Genomic DNA, 23,842 nt, shown 5'->3' with positions numbered 1-23,842 from the left:
GATTTGATTGAACGGTCAAGGAAAACCGTTCGATCGAAGGAGAACCGGGGATGACCCTCGACGGCAAGGTGGCGCTGGTGACGGGCGGCAGCCGCGGCATCGGCGCGGCCACGGCACTGCGGCTCGCCGAAGACGGCGCGGACGTCGCGCTGACGTACCAGAGCAACGCCGCGCGGGCGGCCGAGGTGGTCGAAGAGATCAAGAACCTCGGCCGCCGAGCGCTGGCGATCCAGGCGGATTCGGCGGACGCGGCCGCGGTGTCGGCGGCGGTGGACGCGGCGGTGGCCGAGTTCGGCCGGCTCGACGTGCTGGTGAACAACGCGGGCGTCGGCTTCGTCGGTCCCCTGGCCGACACGACGATCGAGGACGTCGACCGCGTGCTGGCGGTGAACGTCCGCGGCGTGTTCGCGGTGACGCAGGCGGCGGCCGCGCACCTGGGCGAAGGCGGCCGCGTGGTCACGATCGGCAGCTGCGTCACCGACCGCGTGCCCGGCCCGGGCATGGCGCTGTACGCGACGAGCAAGGCGGCGATGGTCGGCCTGACCAAGGCGCTGGCGCGCGAGCTGGGCCCGCGCGGCATCACGGTGAACCTGGTCCACCCGGGCCCGACGGACACGGACATGAACCCGGCCGACGGCCCGTACGCGGCGGACCAGCGGGCGTTGACGGCGTTCGACCGCTACGGCACGCCGTCCGAAGTGGCGGCGGCCGTCGCTTACCTGGCGGCACCGGCCAGCGCGTACATCACGGCGACGACCCTCTCGGTGGACGGCGGTCACGCCGCCTAACCGGTGTAGAGCCCGATCTCCCGGGCGAGGTCGATGAGCATCGCCTCGAACAGGACGTCCGGTTTGGACATCGGGATCGGGTAGTTGCCGAAGACCTCGAGCGTGACGTGCCCGTAGAGCCGGGCCCAGAACTGGATCATCAGGTACGTCACGCCGAGGTCGATCTTTTCCACCGGCACGTCCTGATCGGACTCGGCGAGCACGGCGACCAGCGATTCCTGGAACGTCTTGAAGTCGTCCCGCAGCTCGTCGGGCACGCCGCTGGCGGAGGGCAGCACGATGTCGGTCCGCGCGAGCACCCGCCCGGCAGCGGCGAGGAAGATCCGCCCGAACGGCTCGTCGACCCGGCTCAGCGCGCTCCCCGACGTCGACCCGACCCCGCCGGTCGGTGACGCGAAGACCAGCGTGAACTCCTTCGTGTGGGTGAGCGCCCACCGCCGGAAACCCTTGCAGATGGCGAACAGCTGCAGCATCCCGTCGTCCGGCAGCTCGGCGATCTCCTCGGCGAGCTCGTCGGCCAGGTCGGCGCAGACGTCCAGCCGCAGGTTCTCGACGAGGTCGTCGCGGGATTCGTAGTAGCGGTAGAGCGCGGGTGCGGTGATCCCCAGCTCCCGTGCGATGGCGCGCAGCGTGACCGCCTCCGGCCCTTGCTCGACGAGCAGCCTCCGGGCGGTTCGCCGGATGTCCTGTTCGGTAGCCGCACGCGCGCGACCCCTCCGCGTGGGGTGGCTCATCCGAACAGTCTAGGTGCTTAGTACGACAGATTTTGCATTAACGCACCTGCCACCGCGTCAGCGGCCGCAGCACCCACATGCACACGACGGACATCCCGAGCGCCGCGAAGAAGTGCACGGCCCACGCGCCGATCAGCGAGGGGCCTCCCCACGACCCGGCAGCGCCGGACTCGGTCCAGAAGAACCCGAAGGTCGTGATCCGCCCGACGAGGTACCAGACCAGCAAGGCGACCGGGAAAGCCGCGACGGCGGCGGGAAGGCCGCCCGTTTTCGGCTCGGCCCCCAGCCACCGCCGCGCGAGCCGATTCCGCGCCTTCGGGCCGGCCAGGTACGTGGGTAGCGCGAGGGCCGCGTAGATCGTCCGTTTCCAGTCGGAAATGCTCATGGAAGTCACGCTATGAGCCGCCGACCTGCACGAACACCAGGATGACCACCCGGCTGGGGTGGGGAAAACCGGAACTCCCCCGAAACTGTCGGGCCGGTATGCCACACTCGGTCGCCGTACGGCTACTGACGTGAACAGGGGAGGTTCGCGTGTCGAACCCTGAGCAGCTACTGGCGAGCTTCGACGCCAAGATCGCCGAGGCCAAGCAGCGGGGCGACCGCATGCAGGCCGAGATGGCCGCGGTCTCCGTGTCGGAGCGCAGCCAGGACGGCCAGATCGCGGTCAAGGTCAACCACCTCGGCAACCTCGTCGGCCTGCAGATCGGGCACGCGGTGCGGGAGAAGGCGAACCTCGCGGACGAGATCCTGCGAACCGTTCAGCGCGCGCAGAGCCGGCTGGCGGACGCTGTCCAGGACGGGATCCCGTCGATCGCCGGCACCGAGACGATGAACGAGCTGGTCGACCAGCTCCACCGCGAGTACCCCGAGCCCGAGCCGCAAGGGTTCGTGGACGGCGGCCACGCGGCCCCCGCGGCCGACGGTTCGCGCTTCATCGCCGAGGAAGAGCCGCCACCCGCGCCGAAACCGACGCCGAACCCGGGTCCGCCGCGCCACGCGTCCGAGAACGGCGCCGACGACGAGTACTTCAGCGACGGCGACTACCTGCGCTGACCAGGGCAACGAGGGAGGAAGACGGTGAACGACCCGCAGCCGGACATCCGGATCGAGCCGGAGCAGTTGCTGGCCCACGCCAAGAAGCTGGAACCGTTCGTCGATCGGTTCGCCAAGACGCTGGACGCGGCGGCCCAGGTGGTCGACCCGATGGCCTTCGGGCTCATCGGCCAGGCCTGCGGCCTCGGCGCGCGGTGCGGCGTCGCCCAGACCCTGGGGAGCGACTCGATCGGCCACGCGAAGAACGTCGCCCAGGAGCAGATCGACCGCCTCCGCACCTGGTCGCAGCACGTCGACTGGCGCGAGCAGGACGTCAAGGCCGCCTTGGACGGTATCCACCTTGACTGAGAACGCTTTGGTGACGGAAGCCAAGAAGAAGGTCGAGGAAGGCTCCTCGGCGCTCGAGGGCGCCGGGATGGCGCAGGACTTCTGGGACGCGGCGGCGAAGGCGGCCGACGGCGACTGGACGGAGGGCCTGCTCAACCTCGGCTTCGGGGTCGCCGGGGTGGCTGAGTTCCTCCAGGACCCCATCGCGGGCCTGGCCAGCATGGGGCTCGGCTGGCTGATCGAGCACGTCGAGTTCCTGCGCGCCCCGCTGGACTGGGTGACCGGGAACCAGGAACAGCTCGACGTCATGCAGGAGACGTGGGGCAACATCAGCGACGAGATCGACGCGGTCGCCAAGGACCTCCTGGAGACGGTCAAGGCGGACAGCGCGGAGTGGACGGGCCAAGGTGCGGACGCCTACCGCGCGTTCGCCGCCGAGCTCGGGGACATGTACTCCGGCGTCGCCGGCGGCGCGAAGGCCGTCTCCGTCCTGATCGACGTCTGCAAGAGCATCTTGAACGTCGTGCGCAGCGTGCTCCGCGACCTGCTCACCGAATGCATCGGCAAGCTGATCAGCATCCTCATGCGGTACCCGGGCCCCGCCGCCCCGGCGGGCCTGGCCGGCGAAGGCACGGTCGAGATCGTCTCGACCGGCAGGCGGATGCAGGAGTGGCTGCAGAAGCTCGTGCGGGCCTTCCAGAAGGGCCTCAGGCAGTTCAACGACCTCAGCGAGCTGTTCCGGAAGGTCGGCGGGAAGCTGCTCGAAGCCCTGCAGGACGCGGCTCACGCGGCGCCGGGCATCTTCAAGGACGGGCTCAAGGACCTTCCCAAGGCACTCGGCGAAGAAGCCGGCAAGGAAGCGGGCAAGAAGACCGCGGGCGCCTACGACGAAGCCGACAAGGAGTACCGCGAGAACCACTACAACGGGAAGAAGCCCGCCGCCGAACCGGTCTTCCGGCAGCAAGGCGGTCAGCGCATCTCCGGGTCGATCTGACGCCGTGGTGTCGACGACTCCCGGTGACCCGGAAACGGACGTGGTGCAGGTCCGGCTGCCGATTCACCACTCTTCGTGCCTGCTGAGGACGACCGTCGGGTGCCTGGCCTTCTTCGGCGTTGTGCTCGCCGTCGCGGCCGGTCTGCTGGTGTGGGCGCGCAGCCGGGATCCGGTCACGAACTGGGTCGTGCCCGCGCTCGGCGTGCTGGCGTTGCTGTGCTTCTGCGCCAAGCCGATCCAGGGGTGGTACCTCCGCCGCCACGGCGCGTTGATGACCGCGAAGGTCGAATTCGGCCCGGACGGGTTCCGGCAGCCGCTGGCAGACCAGACGACGCTCGTCCTGCCGTGGGACGACGTCCGCCGGTTCGACTTCCGGGACGGGCAGCCGAACGGCCGGGTGGCGCTCGCCGTTTCGCTCGTGGCCGACGACGCGATCCGGAACCTGAACTTCCTCTTCCGGGACAAATCCGAGGACGGCATCATGCTGTCGTCGGCGATGGCCCGGGAAGAGGCCGAAAAGGCCATGGCGGCGATCGAGCGGTACCGCCCCGGGCTCGGCCGGTGGACCTCCAAGAACGTCCGGCGCGGTGGCTTCGGCGTGCCGAACCCGGTGAAGCGCCTGGTCAAACGGTGGAGTGCGGATCAGGCGCGCACGCTCGTCCGCGCCGAGCAGGCTTCGCCCGGCCGGCTGTCCGTCCTGTGGGTGGCTTGGCTGGCCGTCATCGCCGACTTCACGGCGCCGGTCTTCGTCGACATCCCGCCGGGGATCCCGCTGCCGGTCGCCATCGTGATCTGGGTACTGCTCCACCGGACGCGCTACCGGGGTGACGCCGGAGAATTCGCCGTGACCGCCGATGCGATCACCTGGCGGCCCGACGAAGGCGACCCGGTGAAGGTGCGGCGTGCCGACCTCGCGCGCGTAACGGCCGAGCCTTCGGCGAGGAAGGCCACGCGCTGCTACGTCGCCGTCCACGCGGTCCTCCGTCGCGGAGGCGACCGGCCGCTGGCCGCGAAGGTGTCGCCGGGCGCGGCCAGGAACCTGCTGAGGCTCGTGACGCCGTGAACGCAGGGGCGCCGCCGACGCCGATCACTCGGGGGGCTACGTGATCGGCGCCGGCGACCCGATGCCCTGCCCGGCTCGCGCCGGTTGGGCAACGTCATCACGTCTCCGCGATGACGCACCAGGAGAGCGGGACCGGTCCGTGACGTGACGGCCGGGGGACGGACATCCCCCGATCGAGTGACGGGCATCCGCTGCTCGCATGATTGTCGCACTCCGCCCCGGATAAGTTACAAAAACCTTCACTTTCCCCTTCCTCGCCGGTGCTGACCTGGTCCGGACGGCCTTCGTGGCAAAGTGCGGGCATGAACTCTGACGTCCTCGTGGTGGGGTCCGCCAACGCCGACCTCGTCGTCGCGGTGGATCGGCGGCCGGCCGGTGGAGAGACGGTGCTGGGCGGCGACACCGTGTTGTCGCCGGGTGGCAAGGGAGCCAACACGGCGGTCGCGGCGGGCCGGCTCGGGGCGGACGTCGCGCTGGTCGGCGCCGTCGGCGACGATCCCTACGGCAGGCTGCTGCTCGACTCGCTCCGCGCCGCCGGGGTCGACACCGGGCTCGTGCGGACCAGTGACCGGCCGACCGGCATCGCCTACATCACCGTCACCCCGGACGGCGAGAACTCGATCCTCGTCTCCCCCGGCGCCAACTCCAGCCTGGAGCCCGCCGACGTCGACGCCGTCTTCGACGGGGTGGAGGTCATGGTCGTGTCGCTGGAGGTGCCGCTGCCGACCGTCGAGCACGCCGTCGCGCGGGCCGCCGAAAAGGGCGTGAAGGTGGTCCTGAACCTCTCGCCGGCGGCGAAGCTGTCCCCGGGGACGCTGGCCAAACTCGCCGTCCTGCTGGTCAACGAGCACGAGGCCGCCTGGCTGACCGGCCCTGGTGTGGACTTCGCGAAACTGCTCGACCTCGGGCCGCGGACGGCCGTCGTCACGCTGGGCGCGGCCGGCGCCGTCGTCGTCGAAGCCGGCTCGGTGAGCCGGGTGGAGTCGCCGAAGGTCGAGGCCGTGGACACCACCGGCGCGGGGGACGCCTTCGCGGGCGCGCTCGCCGCGTCGCTCGCCGACGGCGCCGACCTGGTCTCCGCGGCGGAGCGAGCGGTGCGCGTCGCGGCGTTGAGCGTGACGCGGCACGGGGCCCAGCCGTCCTACCCCACCGCCGCCGACCTGGGGGAATGATCATCCGGCCGGTCGTGTTGCAGGTCACATGGGCGACTCTTTCGACTCGGCCTGGTGGCGCGGCTATGCCGCTCAGCTGCGGGCGATCGCGGACGCGCGCCGGCCCGACCGGCTCGCGATCATGCCGCTCGACGAAACCCTCAAGGCGCTCGGCAAGCAGACCGAGCTCGACGAGGGCGTCTACGACGTGCCGCTGGAGGGGGTCGTCGGCACAGTGGCTCGTGCCGGGGACTTCGACCGCGAGTTCCGGCCGCGCAACCGGGCGCTGCGAGACCGCTGGGAACAGCTGACGCGGACGTCGGCGGATCTGCCGCCGGTGCGGCTCGTGCGGCTCTCCGACATGTTCTTCGTCGAGGACGGCCACCACCGCGTCGGCATCGCGCGCGCCCGCGGCGCCCGGACCATTCGCGCCCGGATCCGCTGGATCAGCACGGTCGCCTGCGCGTTGCGCTGCCTGACGCTCGCCGACCTGCCGTCGAAGACGGCCGAGCGGATGTTCCTGGAGCGCGTGCCGCTGCCGGACGACGTCCGGCTCGGGCTGTGGCTCGACGACCCGGCCGACTGGTTCCGGCTCGCCGACTCGGCCGAGGCCTGGGGATTCCGCCGTATGCTGGCCGGACGGCCCGTGCGCAGCCGCGACGAATTGGCCGGCTCCTGGTGGCACGAGGAGGTCCGGCCGGTGCTCGACCAGGTACGGCGACGCGGTTTGTGCCCGCCACCACGAGATATCCAAGCCTATCTGAGCTATGGTCTAGACCATGTCTGAGTTCGATGCCGCCTCCGCGGAGAAGAGTGCGTCGGCGGGGTTCGATGCCGCCTCCGCGGGAAAAAGTGCGTCGGCGGAGTTTGATGCCGCCTCCGCGGGAAAGAGTGCGTCGGCGGGGTCCCTTTCGGGAGTCGCCGTCAGCCCCGGCCGCGCGAGTGGTCCCGTCGTCCGGGTCGCGGAGCCGCTCGGCGAGCCCGCCGCCACCCCCGCCCCGGCCGATCCGGCCGCCGAGGCCGCCCGCATCGCGCCCGCGGCCGCGCTCGTCGCCGGGCGGCTGGAGAAACAGGCCGAGACCGCCACCGGCGAGGCCGCGACCATCCTCATCACCACCGCGGCGATGGCGGCCGACCCGGCGCTCGTGTCCCAGGCCGAAACGCTCGTCAAGACGCAGGGGCTGCCCGCAGCGCGAGCCGTCCACCAGGCCGCCGAAGGCTTCGCCGAAGCTTTGGCCGCGGCCGGCGGGTACCTGGCGGAGCGCGTCCGCGACGTCCGCGACGTGCGTGACCGGCTGGTCGCCGAGCTGCTCGGTATCGCGCCGCCGGGGGTGCCCGAGCTGGCGTCGCCGAGCGTGCTGGTCGCCCGCGACCTCGCCCCGGCCGACACCGCCGGCCTCGACCCGGCGAAGGTCCTCGCCCTGGTCACCGAAGAGGGCGGCCCCACCAGCCACACCGCGATCCTGGCGCGCGCGCTCGGCATCCCGGCCGTCGTCGCGGTGCGCGGGCTGCTGGCACTGGACGCGCAAGCGCTTGCGGTCGACGGCGACACGGGCACGGTCGAGGTCGCGGACCCCTCGGCACCGGTCGTCACGGCGACGGTGGCCCAGGCGGTCGAGTGGAACGGCACGGGCGCGACGTCCGACGGCCACCGCGTGAAGGTCTACGGCAACGTCGGCTCCCCCGCCGACGCGCAGGCCGCGGCCGACGCGGGCGCCGAAGGTGTCGGCCTGTTCCGCACCGAGTTCTGCTACTTGGACGCCTCGGACGAGCCGTCGGTGGCCGACCAGCGCGCCGCGTACACGGCCGTGCTCGCGCCGTTCCACGGCAAGCCGGTGATCGTGCGGACCCTCGACGCGGGTGCCGACAAGCCGCTGGCCTTCCTCGCCCCGGAACCCGAGCCGAACCCGGCGCTCGGCGTCCGCGGGCTGCGCGTGGCGTTCGACCGGCCCGAGGTGCTGGACCGCCAACTCGAGGCGATCGCGGGCGCGGCGGCGGACTCCGGCGCCGAGGTCTCGGTGATGGCCCCGATGGTCGCGACGGTCGAGGAGGCCGCCTGGTTCGCCGACCGCGTCCGCGCGGCGGGCATCGCCCGGGCGGGCGTGATGATCGAGATCCCGGCGGCGGCGCTGAGCGCCCGGGAGATCCTCGACGTCGTCGACTTCGTCTCGGTCGGCACGAACGACCTGGCGCAGTACACGTTCGCGGCGGACCGCCAGCTCGGCGCGGTCGCGAAGCTCAACGACCCGTGGCAGCCCGCGCTCCTGCGCCTGCTGAAACTGATCGGTGACGCGGCCGAGGCCACCGGCAAACCGGCCGGCGTCTGCGGCGAAGCGGCGGCGGACCCGCGATTGGCGCTGGTCCTGGCCGGGCTGGGCCTGACGAGCCTGTCGATGAACGCCCCGGCGATCCGCACGGTCGGCGCAAGCCTGGCGGCCACCACCCTCGCGGAATGCCAAGCCCTGGCTGAAGCGGCCCTGGCCACCTCGGACCCGGCAGCGGCTCGCGCGGCAGCCCGCCCCTGACCCGGCCGGCTCGATTCGCCCTCGCTCGAAACATGCCGCCTGGCGGGGTGGCCCCCCCAACTTTCAGTCTATCGGTCATCACTGACCGTGCTGGGCTGTGCGAACCTGAAGAAGCGTGGTTGTCCACATTGATCGAGGGGTGTGGGCAACCCGCCGCAAGTCCGTGAAGGCCGTCTCGATCTCTTCGAGATGGCCTTCACGGCGTTCGGTCCGAAAAAGATCCGCCGAGGTTGTCGATCCCGGCCCCGGCCGCTCGACGAAGAGGTGGGAAGGGAAGCACCCGAGCCGAGAGGACCTCACCATGGCCGCCACCATCTCCGCCCCGGCCGAAGCCGCCAGGGCCGGGCGTCGGGAGTGGATCGGGCTGGCCGTGCTGGCCCTGCCCACCCTGCTCGTCTCGCTGGACGTCTTCGTCCTCGTGCTCGCCCTGCCGAAGCTCGCCGTCAGCCTGCACGCCGACGGAACGCAACAGCTGTGGATCATGGACACCTACGGCTTCATGGTCGCCGGGTTCATGGTCACCATGGGGACCCTCGGTGACCGGATCGGACGGCGGAAGCTGCTGCTCACCGGGGCCGCCGCCTTCGGGGCCGCCTCCGTGGTCGCCGCCTTCTCCACCAGTGCCGTCATGCTCATCGCCGCGCGGGCCGCGCTCGGTATCGCCGGGGCCACGCTCGCCCCTTCGACCCTCTCGCTCATCGGCACCATGTTCGAGAACCCGCGGCAGCGCGCCGAAGCGATCGGGATCTGGGCCGGCTGCTTCGCCGTCGGTTCGATCATCGGGCCGGTGGTCGGCGGCTTCATGCTCGAGCACTTCTGGTGGGGCTCGGTGTTCCTGCTCGGCGTCCCCGCCATGGTCCTCCTGCTGGTCATCGGCCCGAAGCTGCTGCCGGAGTACCGCGACGAGACCGCCGGCCGCCTCGACCTGCCGAGCGTTGCCCTCTCCCTCGCCGCGATCCTGCCCACCGTCTACGGCGTCAAGGAACTCGCCCGCGACGGCGTCCAGGCCGTTCCCGTGCTCGCCCTCGGAGCCGGTCTGATCGTCGGGTACGTCTTCGTCAAGCGGCAGCGCACGCTCGCCGATCCGCTCGTCGACCTGAGCCTGTTCGCCGCGAAGGCGTTCCGCACCACCCTCGTCGGCATGCTGCTGTTCAGCATGCTCGGTGGCACGACCATGCTGTTCGTCGCGCAGTTCTTCCAGCTCGCGCAGCACCTGTCGCCGGTCGGGGCCGCGCTGGGCCTGCTGCCGGGGATGGCCGCCTCGACCGTCAGCTTCCTCGCCGCACCCGTCCTCGCCCGGCGCTTCCGGCCGGGCGCGCTGATCGCGAGCGGGGTCGCCCTCGCCGCGTTCGGCATGGTGATCCTCGCCCTCGTCGACCCCGCGGCCGGGCCGGTGTGGCCGTCACTCGGGTTCGCCGTGACGTCACTGGGCGTCGGCCCGATGATCGCACTGGGCACGGACCTCGTCGTCGGCTCGGTCCCGGCGCGCAAGGCGGGCGCCGCCGCTTCGCTGGCCCAGACCGTCAACGAGTTCGGCTACTCCTTCGGCCTCGCGACGGTCGGCACACTGGGCAACGCCGTCGTCCGCGCCCACGGTCTCCCCGACGGGCTGCACGTCGTCGCCGGGCTCGCCGCCGTCGCGTTCGCCACCCTGGTCTGGTTCGTCGCCCGGCACCTGCGCTCGATCCGGCCACTGGCCGCCTGACGAGCGAAGGCCTCCCCACCCGATGCCTGGGTGGGGAGGCCTTCTTGACGCCGGGGGCAGAGGGACCCCGGCTAGCCGAAGAGCCCGCGCCGCGGGTGCCGGATGACCAGCGATCCGCCGTGCACGCGGCCGCTCAGCACGTACCGGGGACTGCCCATCCGCCCGTTGCTGCGCGTCTTGTCCTCCATCGCGCCGAACTTGACGTCGCTGATCGCGTTGAGGTCGACCGCGGCGTGCTCCGGGATGATGATCTCGACCGAGCCCCACTTGGCGTCCAGCTCGATGTGCACCACCGGCGACTGCACCTGGGCCTCGGTGAAGTCCAGTTTCGTGGAGCCGTACTTGTTGCGCACCACCAGCTCGGACGGCACCACCCACGGCCCGCCGCGGTGCAGCGACGAGTACTTCGCGTTGAGCTCGAACCGCTGCCCCGGCGAATAGCCGCCGTAGCCCACCGGAGGCGCGTACGCCGGCGGAGCGGCGGCGACGGCCGCGGCCGGGTGGTAGAGGCCGGCGAGGTCGGCCAGCACGGCGTTCAGCTCACCGCGGGTCCTCGACGCGAGCGCGCGGTCGGTGCGCTCGGTGAACTCGTCGAGGTCGATCATGCCGCGACCGATCGCCTTCTGCAGCACCCCGACGACGTGCTCGCGCTCGTCGTCGGACACCCGGAGATCGCGCTCGCTCAACGGCTTGGTCTCGGTCACCGATTCCGCCGCCGTGGTCTCTTCCTCGCCCATGTCCACGATGGTAGAACCGGAAGTCACCAGGGAGATCGGGGGAAAACCCTGAACGGACCCGTAGTCCGCGCAGCCGTCGTCGCCGCGGCTTCGGTCCTGCTGTCCGCGTGCACCGGCGAAGCGCCGGCCCCGACGCCGGCCCCGGCCACGACCCCGACGACCACCGCCCAGCCCCCGCCGAACGGCCTCACCGGGGTGGTCGCCACCGGCGGGATCGGCGTGACGGCGCTGCTCCCCACCACGGGCCCCACCCTCTTCGACGCCGACCGCGGGCCCACGGCCACCCCGCCCGGCTACGCCGGCGGCCTGGGCGTTCTCCGGGTCGGGAAGCACGCCGTCCTGACGGCGTACCCGGCGGACCCGGGCTACGAAGGCCCCTCCGAGGTGCTCGGGTACACCGGCCCGTCGACCCCGCCGCGTTCCCTCGGCCGCGCGTGGTCGGCGGCGCCCGGCGCCGACCAGGACAGCGTGTGGCTGATCCGGCCGGACGCGCCCGACAGCTGCCGCCTCCAGCACGTCTCGCTCGCGGGCCGCGAGGCCGGGCCGGGCCAGCCCGCCAGCTGCCGCACCCAGGTCCGGGTCGAAACCGCACGCGGTCTGCTGATCACCATCAACGCCGGCGGCACGGACTCGACCGACGCGCTGATCGACCCGGAGACCGGCCGCACCATCCGCCAGCACCCGCGGATCCTCGGCGCCACCGGCGACTGGCTGCTGCTCGACGGCTTCACCGACCTGAGCCTGCTCGACCTGCGCGATGGCAGCACCAAGCCGCTGACCCGGCCGGTGACCAGCGGCCCGCCGATCGTCGTTCCGTCGCGGGAGGGCCAAGTCTTCGCGGTCGACTTCGTCAACCCGTCCTACCGCGGTCCGCTGCAGACGCGGGACATCTGGGTACTCCGCCCGGACACCCAGACCTGGGACCACGCGCCCGGGATGCCGTTCATCACCGACCACTTGAAGTCGGCGGGCGGGCTCGACTGGAGCGAGGCCGGTGACCTCGTCCTCGCCGACGGCGTCCTCGCGGCCTGGCACCCGGGCGAACCGCAGTGGCGGCTCGGCGAAGCCGCCCTGCCGGCCGGTCAGTGGAACGGCATCGCGGTCATTCCCTGAGGATCACTCCTCGTCGAGGCCGTGCTCGATCGCGTAGCGGGCCAGCTCGACCCGGTTGTGCAGCTGCAGCTTCCGCAGCGTCGACTGCACGTGGTTCTCCACCGTGCGGTGCGACAGCACGAGCCGCTCGGCGATCTGCCGCGCGGTCAGCCCCTTCGCGACCAGGCGCAGGACGTCGGTTTCGCGCTCGGTCAGCCGCGGCGGCTCGGCGCCCTCCGGTGGCGCGTCGGCCATCCGCCGGTACTCGCCGAGCACCAGCCCGGCCAGGCCCGCGGTGAACACCGGGTCGCCGGCGGCGGTCCGGTGCACGGCGTCGACCAGCTCCACCGCGGACGCCGACTTGACCAGGTAGCCGGACGCGCCGGCCTTCACCGCCTCCAGGACGTCCTTGTGCTCGCCGCTCGCGGACAGCACCAGCACCTTCGTCGACGGGAGCGCCGCGGTGATCTCGCGGGTGGCGTCCACGCCCGACGTGCTGCCGAGGTTGAGGTCCATGAGGACGACGTCCGGCAGCACGGTGCGCGCGATCCGCACCGCCGCGTCGGCGTCCGGCGCGGTCGCCCGCACGTCGAAGCCGTGTTCGGTCAGGTCGCGGGCCACCCCGTCGCGCCAGATCGGGTGGTCGTCGACCACCATCACGGAAATCCGCGGCTCGTCGCTCATTTCGCACCCCTCGTGCTCGGCACCCTGACCTCCCACTCCGTGCCCTGGCCGGGCCCGGTGTCGAGGGTCGCGCTCCCGCCGAGGTCGCGGACCCTCCCCCGGATGGATTCCACCACGCCGAGGTGCCCCGCCGCCGCCGCTCGCTCGAGGACGCCGTCCGGGATGCCGGGGCCGTCGTCGCGGATGCTCACCACCACCTCTTCGCCGAGGTCTTCCAGCAGCACCCACGCGTGCGTGCCCGGGCCGGCGTGCTTCTCGACGTTCGCCAGCGCTTCGCGGGTCACGGCGACCAGTTCGTCGGTGACGTGCGCCGGCAGTTCGACGTCGTCCGCCGGGGTCGAGACCTGCACCGTCGGCGTCGCGAGCAGCTGCAACGCGGCGCGCAGGCTCATCTTGCCGTTGTCGTTCGGCTTCACCGGCTCGGTCGTCACCAACGCCCGCAGGGCGATCTCCTGCTCGCCTGCCAGCTTCGCCAGCTCGGCCGCTTCGCCGCCGACCTCGTTGCCGCGCTTGCGGACCCGGGCGAGCACCTGCAGCACGCTGTCGTGGATCGACCGCGCCAGCCGCTCCCGCTCGGCCGTCGCCGCTTCCTTGCGCAGCGCCTGCTCCAGCCGCGCCGCGGACCGGCGGGCCATCGTCGCGGCCATGCCGACCAGCAGGCCGGCGGCGGCGAGCAGGACACCGTCGCGGGCGACGTCGAGGTCGAACTTCTCCCGCGCCAGCGCGGTCGCCACCCCGACCACCAGCCCGGCGAGCACCCCGCCGACCGCGCCGAAGCGCGCGCCCGCGGCGACCGGCGCCACGGCCGCCCACACCGTGGTGATGAGCGGGACGTTCAGCGCGAACTGCGTGTCGCTGAGCACCCACGGCGAGGTCAGCAGCAGTCCGGTGGTCAGCACGAGGTCGAAGACGACCAGCGCCGGCGGCCGCGTCCGTTCGCGCAGGTAGAGGAAGCTGCTCACGACCGACCACACGGCCATCACGCCGAGGATGGCCCACGCCAGCCACTCGCGCCCGTACTGGCCGTTCTGGACGATCACCGTGCCGCAGGCGAACGCCCAGGTGAGCACGCGGAAGGCGAGCACGCCCCGCCACATGGGCGTGACCGGGTCGGGCGTCCTCCTGACGGTCACTTCTCGTCTTCGCCGCGGGTCGCCACCGTCGCGTCCGGGGACCCGGGCTCGGCGTCGTTCGGCTGCGCGGCTTGGTCCTTGAGGACGTCCACTTCCTGCGGGTCCGGGTTCTCTTCGTGCAGCAGGGACCGGATGCCCGCGTTGAGCACGGCCAGGATCGGCACCGCCATCAGCGCGCCCGCGATCCCACCCACGACGAGACCGACGGTGATGGCCAGGACGACGGAGAGGGGGTGCAGCTTCACCGCGCGCCCGAGCAGCAGCGGCTGCAGCACGTGGCTTTCCAGCTGCATCACGCCGATCACGATGGCCAGCACGATCACCGCGCCGATGAAGCCGTTCGTGACCAAGGCGATCAGCACCGCGACGCCCCCGGTGAGCACCGCGCCGATGATGGGGATGAAGGCGCCGAGGAACACCAGCGTGGCCAGCGGGATCACCAGCGGTACACCCACGATCCACAGTCCCACGCCGATGCCGACGGCGTCGACCACCGCCACGGCCGCCGTCGCCCGCACGTAGCTGACCAGCGACGCGAACCCGCGGCGCCCGGCGACGTCCACCCGGTTGCGGACCCGGCCGGGCGCGACGCGGACGAGGAACGACCAGATGCCGCCGCCGCCGCTGAGGAAGAAGATGGTGATGAACAGCGTGAGAAGGAAGCCGGTGACGATCTCGCCGACCGTGCCCGCCGTGGTCAGCGCCGTGTCGGTGAGCCAGGCCTGGTTGTTCTGCAGGAACCCGAAGACCTGGTTGATGAACTCCTGGAGCTGCTCCTGGCGCAGGTGCGCCGGGCCGTTGATCAGCCAGTCCTTGATCTGGTTGAGGCTCTCGTTGAGCTGTTTCTGCAGCTGCGGCAGGCCGCTGGAGAACTGCGTGACCACGAACGTCAGCAGCCCGCCCAGCACCGCCAGCCCGGCGATCAGCACGATCGCCGTCGCGAGTCCCCGGGGGAACCGGACCGCCACCAGCTTCTGCACCGCCGGCGCGAGCAGCGCCGAGATGAGCAGGGCGATGCCCAGCGGGATGACGACCACGGACAGGCGGCCGATCACCCAGCCCACGACGTACAGCGCCGCCGCCACCACGATCAATCGCCACGCCAGGGCCGCGCTGATGCGCAGACCCCGGGGGATCAGGCCGGTGACGTCCTCGTGCTCCGGCAGGAACTGGTCTTCGCGTCGCGCGTGGGTCACGGACTCACCGTAGCGGCTGGATCGTCCGATTCGGCCGCTTTCCCGCAGCCGCGTCCACCACACGTGGCGGCCAGGCATGATCACCGACCGTCAAACCGGGCTACACCGTGTGTCTTTCACACGATGGGGGCATCAAGTCGTGTCGAGGGTGCGCGGGGCGCCGCGGATTTGGTTAGGTCGCTTCCGCAACGGCAAGTGGCCGGTCGATCACCCAGTATCGATCACCCCAGTACCCGAGTACGAGGAGAGGCATCAGTGGCGGACACCGCGACGAGCGAGGGGCAGGGCGCGAAGCGCGTCGGCCGTCTCGTGTCGCGTGCGCTGCTCGTGCTCGGTGGCGCGGTGGCGGGCACCGCCGCCGCGTGGCTCATCTCCGGCGCGGCCGCCTCGGCGGACACCGTCGAGGTCGGCACCTCCTCCGTCACCCCGGTCAGCGAAGCCACGGCCGCCGGCCTCGGCGACGTGAACCACGGTGCCGCGCACTTCGCGGGCGATGTCGCCGGCGGTGCCGCGGACGCGATCTGCCACCAGGACGCGACGACGTGGAGCGAGCCGCAGCGTCCCTGCGGCCGCACCGACACCCGCACCCTCGAGCACGAGGTCTCCGAGCGCGTCAGCGACTCGGTGCCGGACCTCGCCGACGAAGCGGTGCTGAGCCCGGCCCAGCGCACCCTCGGCGCGTTCGAGCACATCGCGCGCAAGCCCGAGGACACCCGCCAGGTCATCGAAGAGACCATCGCCCCCCAGCCGGCCAAGGACTTCGGCCGCCACGTGTGGCAGCTGCTCGACCCGGCCGGGCACGGCGACCTGGGCCCGCTCCCCGTCCTTCCGGGGCTCGCCCCGGCCGGGGCGGAGCCGGTGACCTCCGGTGCCGGCCAGACGGCAGGCGCGCCCGCTGTCACCACTGTCGAACTTCCCGCCGCGTTGCGAGCCGCCGCGCTCGCGATGCCGACGGGTCTCCAGTACGACGACGGCACCGGTGCCGCGGGTCGGTCCCGCGACAGGCACCGTGACCTGCCGTCGCCGCTGACCCCGGCGCAGCTTCCGGCCGCGCCGGCCGTCCCCACCGCCCCGGGTGGCACCACGGCCCCCGGTGGACACCTCGACGGTCTCAACTTCGGCGTCCCGTTCTGGACGACCGAAGCCGTCGACACCGCCGTCGCGGCGATGAGCCGCGCCGGCCTGCGCCACTCGATGCGCACCCCGGGCGAGCAGCCCGGCGTCACTCCTGACTGAACACCTCCCTTCACGGGTCGCTGACGCGCCCAAGTCCGTCGTCATCTGACGGCGCAGCGTCCGCGGAATACCCGTGACACGGCGGTGCGCTTTGTTGCGCCCGCAAGAAGTCCATCCCCCTCGGTGCGCTCGGACGCCATCCCCCTTTTCGTCGAGCGCACCCCCATAAGCCCGCAAGGGAACCCGAAATAAAGGAGAAAAACCCCAATGCAGACGTGGGCAAAGCGCGGACTCCACACCGCGCTGGTCACGGGTGGGTTGCTGATGCTGGGTACCGGCATCGCCTCGGCTGGCGAGAACGTCAACCCCGACACCCCAGCCTCCCCCCTCGACCTCAACGTCACGGCTCCGATCCAGGAAGCCAACAACGCGGTCGGCACCCCCTTCGGCCAGCTGGACCTGCCCGCCGGGCAGACGGAGCTGAGCACCAAGCCGGTCAGCAAGGCCGTCGACGAAGGTTCCAAGCACCTCGACTACTCGAGCCCCGTCAACAACACCACCCTGGGCGGTGCGTCCCAGGCCGATGGTGCGGGTGGCTTCACCCCTGGCCACAACAACCTCAAGGGCAACAAGGTCAGCGGCGACGTCGTCGTCCCGATCCAGATCGTGGACAACGCGCTCGGCGTGGTCGGTGACGCGCACGTCAACGGCACCCAGCACCAGCAGACCTGGGCCCACGGCCGGAACGTCAAGACGACGGGCGAAGACTCGAGCATCGCGGGCAACGCCGTGGTCCTCGACTGGGCGCTCCCCGTGCAGATCGCCGGGAACGGCGCCGGTGCCGCCGGCGGCACCGGCCGCGTGACCGGTGGGTCGGCCAGCCAGAGCACCACCGAGATCGGCGACATCGACACCAAGGGCGATGGCTCGGCCCTCTCCGGCAACGTGGTGGCGGGCCAGTTCGCCACTCCGGTGCAGGTGACCGGCAACGCCGCTTCGTACCTGCTCGGCAACGGGCAGAGCCACGGCTACTCGGCCGACACCATCGGGGCGTCCGGGGGCTCGCTGCTGAGCTCCGGTGACAACGCCTCCGGGTCGGGCAACGTGGTCGGCACGCCGATCGCGCTGCCGGTGAAGTTCAACTGCAACTCCGGTGCGGTGTGGGGCTCGCTGTCGAACTCCGACGGCTGCAACACCTCCGCCGACGCCACCGCCGGCAGCACCCGCAAGGGCAGCCTGGGCATCCCGACCTACCTCGAGACCAGCGGCGACGACTCGTTCCTGTCCGGCAACGGCGGGGCGGCCTCGCTGTCCCCGATCGCGAACGTCGCGGGTGTCGCGGGCTCGTGGATCGGCAACGCCTCGGCGGGTCTCCCCGACGCCGGCAGCTCCTCCAGCACTGTCGACTCGGGTGGCTTCGTCAAGACCGCCGGTGACAACTCGACCGGGTCGGGCAACGTCCTGAACCCGTCGATCGCGCTGCCGGTCGAGGCCTTCGGCATCGGTGGCACCTACCTCGGCCAGGCGAAGGCCGCGCACGACAACACGACCGACGCCAACGCCGGCAACGGCAGCTACACCAAGGGCAACGACGCCTTCCTCGGCGGCAACATCGTCAACACCCAGGCCGCGGGCGCGCCCGAGGTCTTCGGAGTCGGCGGCAGCCACATCGGCAACGCGACCGGCTCGGCGACCGAGGACAAGACGGTCACCTCCGGGGCGTACGACGGCACGCAGGGCAACGACTCGGCCGGCTCGGGCAACCTCGTCCAGGTGCCGGTCGGCCTCCCCGCCGAGGTCTTCGGCATCGGTGGCTCCTTCATTGGCCAGGGTTCGGGCTCGGCCGACGAGACCAAGTTCGTCTCCGGCGGCGGCGGTGGCAGCACCCAGGACGACAACGGCTTCCTGAGCTCCAACCTGGGCACGGTGCCGGCTTCGCTGCCGGTGCAGGTCGCCAACGTCGGCGGCGCCTTGGTCGGCCAGGGGCACGGCAAGGGCTCGACCGACACGACGTCCAACGCGGGCGGCGACGTCAAGGCCACCGGCCCGGCCGGGGCCGGCGCGGGCAACATCATCGAAGCCCCCGTCGCGCTGCCGGTGCAGGCGATGGGCGTCGGTGGCGCCCTGGCCGGCATCGGCACCGGTGAGAACGACAACATCACCGACGCGACGGCGGGCGGCGACGCACTGACCGACGGCCGCGACGGTGCGCTGACCGGCAACATCGTGAAGGCCCCGATCGCGGGCGCCGGCACGGTCTTCGGCGACGGGATCGCCGCGGCCGCTCTGGGCAGCGGTGCCGGCACCAACGACGTCGAGTCGGCGGCGGGCGGCAACGCCACCACCAACGGCGACCGCGGCAGCGTGGCCGGCAACATCGTCGGCGCGGACGCGCTGCCGGTGGCGCAGGTCTTCGGTGACGGCGCCAGCGCGGCGGGTGTCGCCAAGGGTGCCGGCGTCAACATGACCGAGGTCGGGAACTCGGGCAACGACACCACCTCCGGTGTCGAGGGCGCGATCTCCGGCAACATCCTCGACCTGCCGGTGACCGCGATCCCGCAGCTGTTCGGCGACGCGGCGACCGTGGGCGGCGTCGCGCACGGCGTCGGCGGCAACACGCTCGTCACGAAGAACGGTGGCGACGCCGTCACCGCGGGTAACGGATCCGCCCTGTCGGGCAACGACCTGTACAGCGCGTTCGCGCTCCCCGTGCAGGTCTTCGGGGTGCCCCTCGAGCTGATCGGGGTCTCCACCGCGTACGCGACGGACGCGACGAGCATCGACGAGGACGAGGACCCCATCGCGTTCCCCGCCGAGGGGTCCGAGCTGGCGGCCGACGAGCTGCCGTCGCTGGCCGCGCTCCGGAGCGGGCTGCCCTCCCGGGGCCTGCCCTTGGTGGGTGGTCTGACCGGCAACCTGCCGACCGCCGGGCTGCCCACTCAGGGCCTGCCCCTGGTTGGTGGTCTGACCGGCAAGCTGCCGATCGCCGGGCTGCCCGCCCAGGGACTGCCCCTGGTGGGTGGCCTGACCGGCAAGCTGCCGACCGCGGGCCTGCCCTCGGTCGACGGGCTGGCCGGCAACCTGCCGACCGCGGGGCTGCCCGTCCGTAGCCTGCCCGCCGTGAAGGGCCTGGCCGGCAACCTGCCGTCCGCCGGGGTGTCCGCCGAGGGCCTCCCGAAGGTGCCGACCAACGTTCCGGTCGGCGTCCAGCGCGCCGGCGTGCCGTCGGTGGGCAGCCCGGCTACCGGGCTGACGAAGCTGCCGGCCGTGGGTGGCCTCTCCGGCGCCCCGGCGCTGCCGAAGGCGGCGCTGCCCGCCGTGGGTGGTGTCCTGCCGGGTCACGCCCAGCGTGCGGACCTGCCGGCCGCTGGTCTGCCGGTCGCAATGCCGGCGCTGCCCGCCGTGGGTGGCGTTCTGCCGGGTCACGCCCAGCGTGCGGATCTGCCGGCCGCTGGTCTGCCGTTCGCGCTGCCGGCGCTGCCGGCCGTGGGTGGCGTTCTGCCGGGTCACGCCCAGCGTGCGGATCTGCCGGCCGCTGGTCTGCCGTTCGCGCTGCCGGCGCTGCCGGCCGTGGGTGGCGTTCTGCCGGGTCACGCCCAGCGTGCGGACCTGCCGACCGGTGCCCTGCCCGTCGCGCTGCCGGCCCTGCCGGCCGCTTCGGCCCTGCCGGCCAGCCCGGCCGTCCCGGCCCAGCTGCCGGTGAGCGCCAAGCTGCCGGTGCTGGACAGCGTCCCGACCTCGCAGGTTCCGGCGATGTCCGGCCTGGACTCGACCGGCTTCCTCGCGAAGCTGCTGGGTCTGGTCAAGCGCAAGTAGTGCGGTGACGCCGGCGGGTTCTCCGGAACCGGGGAACCCGCCGGCCCACGAACCCCGCTGTCACGGCGGCAGGCGCTCCACCGCGCCGCGAGGGCGACCTCGCACGGAGCGCTCCGCCGACGCGACCGCGGCTGCGGGTCCACCCGCGAACACCGAATAGCGCTCCTTCCCTGGAGACGACGAGCCCCAGGAGCCACCCCGGCTCCTGGGGCTCGCTCGCGTCTTCGGGTCGATCAGGAGAACTGGAGGGAGCGCTTCGCCAGGCCGTGCCAGAAGCCGTCGATCACCGTGCGGCCGGATCCCTCGTCCGAGGTGGCGCCGAGGGAGACGAACAGCGGCGCGAAGTGCTCGATCCGCGGGTGCGCGAGCGTCGCCGCCGGGGCCTTGTGCCGGAAGTCGAGCAGCGTGTCGACGTCGCCGCCGCGCAGGACCTCGGCACCCCAGTGGTCGAACTCGGCCGACCACGCCGGCGGCGTCCCGTCGGTGGCGCGGGCCATCCCGCTCAGGTTGTGGGTGAAGAAGCCGCTGCCGATGATCAGGACGCCTTCGTCGCGCAACGGCGCGAGCTTGCGACCGAGGTCGAACAGCTCCTGCGGGTCGAGCGAAGGCATCGAGACCTGCAGCACCGGGATGTCGGCGTCCGGGTACATCTCGACCAGCGGCACGTAAGCGCCGTGGTCGAGGCCGCGCTCCGGCGCGTCGTGCACCGGCGTCTCCGTCGAGCGAAGCAGCTTCCGAACCTTCTCCGCCAGTTCCGGTGCGCCGGGAGCCGCGTACTTCACCTGGTAGTAGCGCTCGGGGAAGCCCCAGAAGTCGTACACGAGCGGCACGGTCGTCATCGCCCCGATGGTCAGCGGCGCCTCTTCCCAGTGCGCCGACACGACCAGGATCGCGCGGGGCTTCGGCAGGTCGGCGGACCAGCCGGCGAGCTGACGGGTCCACCTGGCGTCGTCGGCGAGCGGCGGGGCGCCGTGACTGAGGTAGAGAACCGGGGTGCGGGTCATCGAGCGCTCCAGTGCTTGAAAGTTCAACTACTAGAGTAATCGACGTCGTCCCGCTCCGGGATATTCCTCAGGCGGCTTCGAGGTTCGCGGCGCACCGTTCCAGCGTCCGCAGCGTGGTGCGGTAGTCGTCTTCGCTGATGCCCTCGACGACCTTGGTGCGGAAGGCTGCTATCCGCTCTTCGACGCGGGCGTGGGCTTCGCGGCCCTCGTCGGTCAAGGTGCCGTCCTCGGTGACCCAGCCGCGGGAGCGCAGGTCGGTCACCTTCGGCGCCATCGAGCCTTCGCCGGCGACGAACGGCGCCATCGCCGTGTCGACCTGCTCCGGCGTGCGGGCGCCGAGGGCGATCGTGTTGAGTACCTGCCAGTGTCGGCGGGTCAGCGATTCCGCGTCGAGGGTCCGGGCCATGGAGGATTCGAGGAGCTCGTGGAGGTGGCGAAGCCACCAGCCGAGGGGTTTCATGAGTACTCCGATATGTCAATGAGCAACTGCATGTAAACTTACATGTAGTTCGGAGGTGGAGCAACCATGACGGACGCGGTGGCCGACGTCGAGCGCGCCATGATCGCGATCCGCCGCAGCCAGCAGCGGCGGGCCCTCAGCCGGATCGGCAAGGCCCGGGGCCGCGGCGCGCACGACCCGGTGTTCGAGCTGCTCGACGTCGTCGAAGAGCTCGCCGAACGCGGCGAGCCCAGCACGGTGACGGCCTTGAGCGCGGCGATGGGCGTCGACCAGCCGCGCGCCAGCCGCCTCGTGGCGCGCGCGGTCGAGCAAGGCCTGCTCCGCCGCGAAGCCGATCAGCGCGACGGACGGCGTGCGGTGCTCGTGCCGACTCCAGCCGGCCAGGCGCACCTCGACGAGCTGCACGCCTTCCGCCGCGGGGTCTTCGCGGAGGTCATGGCGGACTGGCCGGACGAGGACCGCGCCACGTTCGGCCGGCTCCTCACGGCGTTCGTCCGCGGGTACAGCGCCCTCGGCTAGTCGTGCGAGAGGTCCACGAAGCGGCTGTAGTGCAGCTGGTGCGCGACGGTGATCGTCGCCGTCGGCCCGGCACGGTGCTTCGCGATGATCAGGTCCGCTTCACCCGCGCGCGGGTCGTCCCGCTCCCAGGCGTCCGGGCGGTTGACCAGGATGACGAGGTCGGCGTCCTGCTCCAGTGAGCCGGACTCACGCAGGTCGGACAGCATCGGGCGCTTGTCCGTGCGCTGTTCCGGACCACGGTTCAGCTGGCTGATCGCGATCACCGGGACCTCGATCTCCTTCGCCAGCAGCTTCATCTGCCGCGAGAACTCCGAGACTTCCTGCTGCCGCGACTCGACGCGCTTGCCGGACGTCATCAGCTGGAGGTAGTCGAGGACGACGAGCTTGAGGTCGTGCCGCTGCTTCAGCCGGCGCGCCTTCGCGCGGATCTCCATCATCGTCATGTTCGGCGAGTCGTCGACGAACAGCGGCGCCTCGGAGACCTCGCTCATCCGCCGCGCCAGGCGCGTCCAGTCGTCGTCGGACATCTTGCCGCCGCGCATGTCGGCGAGGCGGATCTTCGCCTCGGCCGAGAGCATGCGCATGACGATCTCGGTGCGGCTCATTTCCAGCGAGAAGATGACGCTGGTCAGGCCGTGCCGGATCGACGCCGAGCGCGCGAAGTCCAGGCCGAGGGTCGACTTGCCGACACCGGGGCGGGCCGCGACGATGATCATCTGCCCGGGGTGCAGGCCGTTGGTCAGCTCGTCGAAGTCGGTGAACCCGGTCGGGATGCCCCGGGACTGGCCACCGCGCGACGCGATCGCGTCGATCTCGTCCATCGTCGGCTGCAGCAGTTCTTCCAGCGCGACGTAGTCCTCGCTGGTCCGCCGCTCGGTGACGTCGTAGATCGCGGCTTGCGCGCGGTCGACGACCTCGTCGATGCTCGCGCCGTCGCCCGCCGCCGCGCCGTAGCCGTACTGCACGATCCGGGTGCCCGCCTCGACGAGCCGGCGCAGCACCGCCTTTTCCGAGACGATTTCGGCGTAGTACCCCGCGTTCGCCGCCGTCGGCACCGTCGCGATCAGCGTGTGCAGGTAGGGCGCGCCGCCGACGCGGCCCAGCTCCCCGCGCCGCTCCAGCTCGGCCGACACCGTGATCGGGTCGGCGGGCTCGCCGCGGCCGTACAGGTCGAGGATGCAGTCGTAGATCGCCTGGTGCGCCGGCCGGTAGAAGTCGTCGGGGCCGAGCGCTTCGATGACGTCGGCGACCGCGTCCTTGGACAGCAGCATGCCGCCGAGCACGGACTGCTCGGCCGCCATGTCCTGCGGTGGCTGGCGGTCGAAGCCGCCGGATCCGGGGTCGCTCGGACCCGGGTCGGACTCCGCGTACATCGGACTGCGGTCGTCGGTCAGCGCCACCGCCCCGGACACCTCCTCATCGTGTCGAACACCCGTTCGAGTATGCCGGATCTTCGCTCTCGAAGCACGGGGCTCGGCCCGTGCTTTCGTTCACCGGACCTCGTCCCCCGATGATCGGCGACAACGTTGATCAGCTGTCGCAGACACGCGGAGCGCCACCGTGAGTACAGGCCCGAGCGGGCACGCTAGATCCCCCGGAAGGCCGATGGCAATTCAGCATGGGGACCCTTCTGTGGACAACCTGTGGATGAATGGGGGTAACCAATCACAGGTGCCGCGAGA

22 protein-coding genes are annotated in these 23,842 nt (G+C 71.7%); 13 read left to right on the top strand and 9 right to left on the bottom strand.

The features are described 5' to 3' along the window. Nucleotides 1–50 precede the first annotated feature (50 nt). Nucleotides 51–788: an SDR family oxidoreductase gene (locus AB0M80_RS08605; RefSeq protein WP_364560854.1), complete on the top strand. Its 738-nt coding sequence runs from the start codon at nt 51–53 to the stop codon at nt 786–788. Here AB0M80_RS08605 and AB0M80_RS08600 read toward each other — a convergent pair. Both AB0M80_RS08600 and AB0M80_RS08595 read right to left on the bottom strand, forming a co-directional pair. Then, entirely contained in the window at nt 785–1,522 is a 738-nt protein-coding gene (locus tag AB0M80_RS08600) for a TetR/AcrR family transcriptional regulator (protein WP_364560851.1), read from the bottom strand. The genes AB0M80_RS08605 and AB0M80_RS08600 overlap by 4 nt on opposite strands. 37 nt (nt 1,523–1,559) lie before the next feature. Continuing rightward, a complete protein-coding gene (locus tag AB0M80_RS08595) occupies nt 1,560–1,907 on the bottom strand; it encodes a hypothetical protein (RefSeq protein WP_364560848.1) in 348 nt (115 codons plus the stop codon). Nucleotides 1,908–2,056: 149 nt separating this feature from the next. On the opposite strand from AB0M80_RS08595, the gene AB0M80_RS08590 reads away from it, so the two are divergent. The 8 genes from AB0M80_RS08590 (at nt 2,057) to AB0M80_RS08555 (ending at nt 10,343) form a co-directional block, all read left to right on the top strand. Continuing rightward, nucleotides 2,057–2,578, top strand: coding sequence for a YbaB/EbfC family nucleoid-associated protein (locus AB0M80_RS08590; RefSeq protein WP_364560846.1), 522 nt, complete (start codon nt 2,057–2,059; stop codon nt 2,576–2,578). A 24-nt stretch (nt 2,579–2,602) separates the two neighbouring features. Further along, nucleotides 2,603–2,926, top strand: coding sequence for a hypothetical protein (locus AB0M80_RS08585; protein ID WP_364560843.1), 324 nt, complete (start codon nt 2,603–2,605; stop codon nt 2,924–2,926). Next, nucleotides 2,919–3,899 (top strand): hypothetical protein, encoded by a 981-nt coding sequence (locus tag AB0M80_RS08580; protein WP_364560840.1) that lies wholly within the window; start codon nt 2,919–2,921, stop codon nt 3,897–3,899. The genes AB0M80_RS08585 and AB0M80_RS08580 overlap by 8 nt, the downstream gene beginning before the upstream one ends. Before the next feature lie 7 nt (nt 3,900–3,906). Next, nucleotides 3,907–4,962, top strand: coding sequence for a hypothetical protein (locus AB0M80_RS08575; RefSeq protein WP_364560837.1), 1,056 nt, complete (start codon nt 3,907–3,909; stop codon nt 4,960–4,962). Nucleotides 4,963–5,264: 302 nt separating this feature from the next. Further along, nucleotides 5,265–6,134 carry a ribokinase gene (locus AB0M80_RS08570; protein WP_364560835.1) on the top strand — a complete coding sequence of 290 codons (870 nt, stop codon included), beginning with the start codon at nt 5,265–5,267 and terminating at the stop codon, nt 6,132–6,134. Nucleotides 6,135–6,162: 28 nt separating this feature from the next. Further along, a complete protein-coding gene (locus tag AB0M80_RS08565; protein WP_364560833.1) occupies nt 6,163–6,900 on the top strand; it encodes a hypothetical protein in 738 nt (245 codons plus the stop codon). Continuing rightward, nucleotides 6,893–8,638 carry a phosphoenolpyruvate--protein phosphotransferase gene (gene ptsP, locus AB0M80_RS08560; RefSeq protein WP_364560830.1) on the top strand — a complete coding sequence of 582 codons (1,746 nt, stop codon included), beginning with the start codon at nt 6,893–6,895 and terminating at the stop codon, nt 8,636–8,638. Before AB0M80_RS08565 ends, ptsP begins: the two co-directional genes overlap by 8 nt. 301 nt (nt 8,639–8,939) lie before the next feature. Beyond that, on the top strand, nt 8,940–10,343 hold the full coding sequence (locus AB0M80_RS08555; RefSeq protein ID WP_364560827.1) for an MFS transporter: 1,404 nt from the start codon (nt 8,940–8,942) through the stop codon (nt 10,341–10,343). Nucleotides 10,344–10,414: 71 nt separating this feature from the next. Here AB0M80_RS08555 and AB0M80_RS08550 read toward each other — a convergent pair whose 3' ends face one another. Further along, nucleotides 10,415–11,080: a DUF1707 domain-containing protein gene (locus AB0M80_RS08550; RefSeq protein WP_364560824.1), complete on the bottom strand. Its 666-nt coding sequence runs from the start codon at nt 11,078–11,080 to the stop codon at nt 10,415–10,417. 195 nt (nt 11,081–11,275) lie between these two features. Between AB0M80_RS08550 and AB0M80_RS08545 the strand changes: the two genes are divergently transcribed. Next, the gene (locus AB0M80_RS08545) at nt 11,276–12,193 is read left to right on the top strand and encodes a hypothetical protein (RefSeq protein WP_364560821.1); all 918 of its coding nucleotides are present in this window, start codon (nt 11,276–11,278) and stop codon (nt 12,191–12,193) included. A 3-nt stretch (nt 12,194–12,196) separates the two neighbouring features. Here the strand turns inward: AB0M80_RS08545 and AB0M80_RS08540 are convergent, their stop codons facing one another. The 3 genes from AB0M80_RS08540 to AB0M80_RS08530 are packed head-to-tail and all read right to left on the bottom strand — an operon-like array spanning nt 12,197 to nt 15,185. Continuing rightward, the gene (locus AB0M80_RS08540) at nt 12,197–12,856 is read right to left on the bottom strand and encodes a response regulator transcription factor (RefSeq protein WP_364560819.1); all 660 of its coding nucleotides are present in this window, start codon (nt 12,854–12,856) and stop codon (nt 12,197–12,199) included. Next, the gene (locus tag AB0M80_RS08535; protein ID WP_364560816.1) at nt 12,853–13,989 is read right to left on the bottom strand and encodes a DUF5931 domain-containing protein; all 1,137 of its coding nucleotides are present in this window, start codon (nt 13,987–13,989) and stop codon (nt 12,853–12,855) included. The genes AB0M80_RS08540 and AB0M80_RS08535 overlap by 4 nt, the downstream gene beginning before the upstream one ends. Further along, nucleotides 13,986–15,185, bottom strand: coding sequence for an AI-2E family transporter (locus AB0M80_RS08530; RefSeq protein ID WP_364560814.1), 1,200 nt, complete (start codon nt 15,183–15,185; stop codon nt 13,986–13,988). Before AB0M80_RS08530 ends, AB0M80_RS08535 begins: the two co-directional genes overlap by 4 nt. Before the next feature lie 255 nt (nt 15,186–15,440). Between AB0M80_RS08530 and AB0M80_RS08525 the strand changes: the two genes are divergently transcribed. After that, the gene (locus AB0M80_RS08525) at nt 15,441–16,421 is read left to right on the top strand and encodes a hypothetical protein (RefSeq protein ID WP_364560811.1); all 981 of its coding nucleotides are present in this window, start codon (nt 15,441–15,443) and stop codon (nt 16,419–16,421) included. Between the two features lie 207 nt (nt 16,422–16,628). After that, nucleotides 16,629–20,177: a PE-PGRS family protein gene (locus AB0M80_RS08520; RefSeq protein ID WP_364560808.1), complete on the top strand. Its 3,549-nt coding sequence runs from the start codon at nt 16,629–16,631 to the stop codon at nt 20,175–20,177. 233 nt (nt 20,178–20,410) lie between these two features. On the opposite strand, the gene AB0M80_RS08515 is transcribed toward AB0M80_RS08520, so the two are convergent. Then, nucleotides 20,411–21,181 carry a class III extradiol ring-cleavage dioxygenase gene (locus AB0M80_RS08515; protein WP_364560805.1) on the bottom strand — a complete coding sequence of 257 codons (771 nt, stop codon included), beginning with the start codon at nt 21,179–21,181 and terminating at the stop codon, nt 20,411–20,413. Nucleotides 21,182–21,248: 67 nt separating this feature from the next. After that, complete coding sequence (locus AB0M80_RS08510; RefSeq protein ID WP_364560802.1) at nt 21,249–21,641, bottom strand: MarR family winged helix-turn-helix transcriptional regulator; 393 nt, start codon at nt 21,639–21,641, stop codon at nt 21,249–21,251. A gap of 66 nt (nt 21,642–21,707) precedes the next feature. Between AB0M80_RS08510 and AB0M80_RS08505 the strand changes: the two genes are divergently transcribed. Next, a complete protein-coding gene (locus AB0M80_RS08505; protein WP_364560800.1) occupies nt 21,708–22,160 on the top strand; it encodes a MarR family winged helix-turn-helix transcriptional regulator in 453 nt (150 codons plus the stop codon). On the opposite strand, the gene dnaB is transcribed toward AB0M80_RS08505, so the two are convergent. Next, a complete protein-coding gene (dnaB, locus tag AB0M80_RS08500; RefSeq protein ID WP_364562001.1) occupies nt 22,157–23,560 on the bottom strand; it encodes a replicative DNA helicase in 1,404 nt (467 codons plus the stop codon). The two genes, AB0M80_RS08505 and dnaB, sit on opposite strands and share 4 nt — an antisense overlap. Nucleotides 23,561–23,842: the final 282 nt, after the last annotated feature.

The sequence above is a fragment of the Amycolatopsis sp. NPDC051045 genome (assembly GCF_040682955.1).
Classification (GTDB): domain Bacteria; phylum Actinomycetota; class Actinomycetes; order Mycobacteriales; family Pseudonocardiaceae; genus Amycolatopsis.
The sequence above is the reverse complement of the archived record's forward strand: the minus strand, read 5'-3'. Positions and strand labels throughout refer to the sequence as shown.

Excerpts from the sequence above, each read along its gene's own strand:
- AB0M80_RS08605 (WP_364560854.1), top strand. The coding sequence starts at position 51 with ATGACCCTCGACGGCAAGGTGGCGCTGGTGACGGGCGGCAGCCGCGGC.
- AB0M80_RS08600 (WP_364560851.1), bottom strand. The coding sequence starts at position 1,522 with ATGAGCCACCCCACGCGGAGGGGTCGCGCGCGTGCGGCTACCGAACAG.
- AB0M80_RS08595 (WP_364560848.1), bottom strand. The coding sequence starts at position 1,907 with ATGAGCATTTCCGACTGGAAACGGACGATCTACGCGGCCCTCGCGCTA.
- AB0M80_RS08570 (WP_364560835.1), top strand. The coding sequence starts at position 5,265 with ATGAACTCTGACGTCCTCGTGGTGGGGTCCGCCAACGCCGACCTCGTC.
- AB0M80_RS08565 (WP_364560833.1), top strand. The coding sequence starts at position 6,163 with ATGGGCGACTCTTTCGACTCGGCCTGGTGGCGCGGCTATGCCGCTCAG.
- ptsP (WP_364560830.1), top strand. The coding sequence starts at position 6,893 with ATGTCTGAGTTCGATGCCGCCTCCGCGGAGAAGAGTGCGTCGGCGGGG.
- AB0M80_RS08555 (WP_364560827.1), top strand. The coding sequence starts at position 8,940 with ATGGCCGCCACCATCTCCGCCCCGGCCGAAGCCGCCAGGGCCGGGCGT.
- AB0M80_RS08550 (WP_364560824.1), bottom strand. The coding sequence starts at position 11,080 with ATGGGCGAGGAAGAGACCACGGCGGCGGAATCGGTGACCGAGACCAAG.
- AB0M80_RS08540 (WP_364560819.1), bottom strand. The coding sequence starts at position 12,856 with ATGAGCGACGAGCCGCGGATTTCCGTGATGGTGGTCGACGACCACCCG.
- AB0M80_RS08520 (WP_364560808.1), top strand. The coding sequence starts at position 16,629 with ATGCAGACGTGGGCAAAGCGCGGACTCCACACCGCGCTGGTCACGGGT.
- AB0M80_RS08515 (WP_364560805.1), bottom strand. The coding sequence starts at position 21,181 with ATGACCCGCACCCCGGTTCTCTACCTCAGTCACGGCGCCCCGCCGCTC.
- AB0M80_RS08510 (WP_364560802.1), bottom strand. The coding sequence starts at position 21,641 with ATGAAACCCCTCGGCTGGTGGCTTCGCCACCTCCACGAGCTCCTCGAA.
- AB0M80_RS08505 (WP_364560800.1), top strand. The coding sequence starts at position 21,708 with ATGACGGACGCGGTGGCCGACGTCGAGCGCGCCATGATCGCGATCCGC.